At 56.6% G+C, this 2500-nt stretch carries 2 rRNA genes (1 of these 2 cut by a window edge); both read right to left on the bottom strand.

Annotated features, from left to right (window positions below):
• A 23S ribosomal RNA gene (locus AAC01S_RS18160) occupies positions 1-1858 on the bottom strand (it extends 1085 nt beyond the left edge of the window).
• A gap of 219 nt (positions 1859-2077) precedes the next feature.
• Positions 2078-2500 (bottom strand): 16S ribosomal RNA (locus AAC01S_RS18155); the annotation flags it as partial.

The raw sequence follows: 2500 nt of genomic DNA, 5'->3' as shown, positions 1-2500 counted from the left end.
CTTCGCCTTTCGGCTTCGCAGAGACCTGTGTTTTTGCTAAACAGTCGCTTGGGCCTTTTCACTGCGGCTCTTCTCAGAGCGCCCCTTCTCCCGAAGTTACGGGGCCATTTTGCCGAGTTCCTTAACGAGAGTTCTCCCGCGCGCCTTCGTGTTCTCCACGCGCCCACCTGTGTCGGTTTCCGGTACGGGCACCGAGCTTGCATCGCTAGAGGCTTTTCTTGGCAGTGTGACTTATGGGACTTCGGTACTGTACTTCCCTCCCCATCACAGCTCACGCTTCCCGGGATGCGCATTTCACTACATCCCACGCTCACTGCTTGGACGGCCTCTTCCATCCGGCCGCTTCCCTCACCCTCCTGCGTCACCCCTTCGCTCAATCGCTCTCGGTGGTACAGGAATTTCAACCTGTTCTCCTTCGACTACGCCTTTCGGCCTCGCCTTAGGTCCCGACTTACCCTGGGCGGACGAGCCTTCCCCAGGAACCCTTGGGCTTTCGGCGGACAAGATTCTCACTTGTCTTTTCGCTACTCATACCGGCATTCTCACTTCCATCCGCTCCACCTCGCCTTCCAGCTCGGCTTCTCCGCAAATGGAACGCTCCCCTACCATGTTTCCATCCATAGCTTCGGTGTCCGGTTTAGCCCCGTTACATTTTCCGCGCAGCGCCACTCGACCAGTGAGCTATTACGCACTCTTTCAATGGTGGCTGCTTCTAAGCCAACATCCTGGTTGTCTGTGCAACGCCACATCGTTCCCCACTGAACCGGTACTTTGGGACCTTAGCTGTTGGTCTGGGCTGTTTCCCTTTTGACCACGGGTCTTATCACTCGTAGTCTGACTGCCAGGTTCTTCGACATTGTGGCATTCGCAGTTTGACTGAGCTTGGTAACCCTCGCGGGCCCCGCACCCAATCAGTGCTCTACCTCCACAACTCATTCCCTGACGCTAGCCCTCAAGCTATTTCGGGGAGAACCAGCTATCTCCGGGTTCGATTGGAATTTCTCCCCTACCCCCAGTTCATCCCCTGGCTTTTCAACGCCAGTGGGTTCGGGCCTCCATGCGGTGTTACCCGCACTTCACCCTGACCAGGGGTAGATCACCCGGTTTCGGGTCGATGACATCTTACTCACTCGCCCTCTTCAGACTCGCTTTCGCTTCGGCTTCGGCTCCTCCGCCTTAACCTTGCAAGACATCATCACTCGCCGGTTCATTCTACAAAAGGCACGCCGTCACATCTCTGGGATGCTCCGACTGCTTGTAAGCACACGGTTTCAGGTTCTCTTTCACTCCGCTCCCGCGGTTCTTTTCACCTTTCCCTCACGGTACTATCCGCTATCGGTCGCCAAGGAGTATTTAGCCTTAGGAGGTGGTCCTCCCCGATTCCTACGGGATTCCTCGTGTCCCGCAGTACTTGGGGTCTATGCTCCATTCCACCATGCGTTTCGGATACCGGGCTCTCACCGTCTCTGGCCGACCTTCCCATGTCGTTCTCCTACGCATCGCTTCCTGTTGGTTCCCTGCAGGTCCCCTCACATAGCCCCGCTACCCCACATACGCATCGGCTGCAGCCTGTACCACGTATCTGGTTTGGGCTCCTCCGCCTTCGCTCGCCGCTACTGACGGAATCGCTTTCGCTTTCTCTTCCTCGAGGTACTTAGATGTTTCAGTTCCCTCGGTTGCCTTCATACACCTATGGATTCAGTGCATGACACTAGCGCTTCCCGCTAGTAGGTTCCCCCATTCGGACATCCACGGATCCATGCTCGCGTACAGCTCCCCGTGGCATTTCGGTGTTCGCCCCGTCCTTCTTCGGCTCTTGGCGCCTAGGCATCCTCCGTGCGCTCTTCCTAACTTCACCGTCTATACTTCCGGTGCATACCTGCTACTCGCATGTCGGTTACCGGTTGTACTTCTTCGAGGTTGTTCCATATTCAGTTGCCAAGGTACCTGCACTTTGATCTGCATCGCAGCTCAAAGCGCCTGTTGAGTTCACCTCGGGCACATACGTCCCTTGGCTCCCTCAAAACTAAACACACCACACACGCCGACCTGTTTTCGTACTCGTGTTACTCCATAGAAAGGAGGTGATCCAGCCGCACCTTCCGATACGGCTACCTTGTTACGACTTCACCCCAATCATCAACCCCACCTTCGGCGGCTGGCTCCCTTGCGGGTTGCCTCACCGACTTCGGGTGTTGCCGACTCTCGTGGTGTGACGGGCGGTGTGTACAAGGCCCGGGAACGGATTCACCGCGGCATGCTGATCCGCGATTACTAGCAATTCCGGCTTCATGCAGGCGAGTTGCAGCCTGCAATCCGAACTACGAACGGCTTTCTAGGTTTGGCTCCACCTCGCGGCTTCGCTTCCCTCTGTACCGCCCATTGTAGCACGTGTGTAGCCCAGGACATCAAGGGCATGATGATTTGACGTCATCCCCGCCTTCCTCCGACTTACGCCGGCAGTCACCTGTGAGTCCCCACCTTTACGTGCTGGTAACAC

Origin of the sequence: Alicyclobacillus acidiphilus NBRC 100859 (assembly GCF_001544355.1) — a bacterium.
Taxonomy (GTDB): Bacteria; Bacillota; Bacilli; order Alicyclobacillales; family Alicyclobacillaceae; genus Alicyclobacillus; species Alicyclobacillus acidiphilus.
Note: the sequence above shows the minus strand (reverse complement) of the source record. Positions and strands in the feature narration are given on the sequence as shown.